General features: G+C 36.9%; 1 pseudogene. It reads right to left on the reverse strand.

Going from position 1 to position 274, the window contains the following annotated elements:
- A pseudogene (locus D9K81_RS18555) lies at positions 1-274 on the reverse strand (hypothetical protein); the annotation flags it as partial.

The raw sequence follows: 274 nt of genomic DNA on the forward strand, positions 1-274 counted from the left end.
GTCTGTAAGGCTATCTTCAACATCATTTGATGTTGAATTTTGGTCATTTTGATCTGACCACGGCATTTCATCATCAGAATTAGACTCTTCATTTTTAATTAAAGAGCCATGACTAATACTGATTAATGCACGAGCATGAGTCATTGCATTGTCTTCATACAAGTGAACCAAACCGCGAACAAGTAGCTCTAAATCAGATTCAGAGTTTTTCCATTTGAACGATTTACTTAGCTCAGTGGTTAACAGTGAAGGGGCAAAGCATAAGGTACCTTTT

Origin of the sequence: Acinetobacter chengduensis (assembly GCF_003664645.1) — a bacterium.
GTDB lineage: Bacteria > Pseudomonadota > Gammaproteobacteria > Pseudomonadales > Moraxellaceae > Acinetobacter > Acinetobacter chengduensis.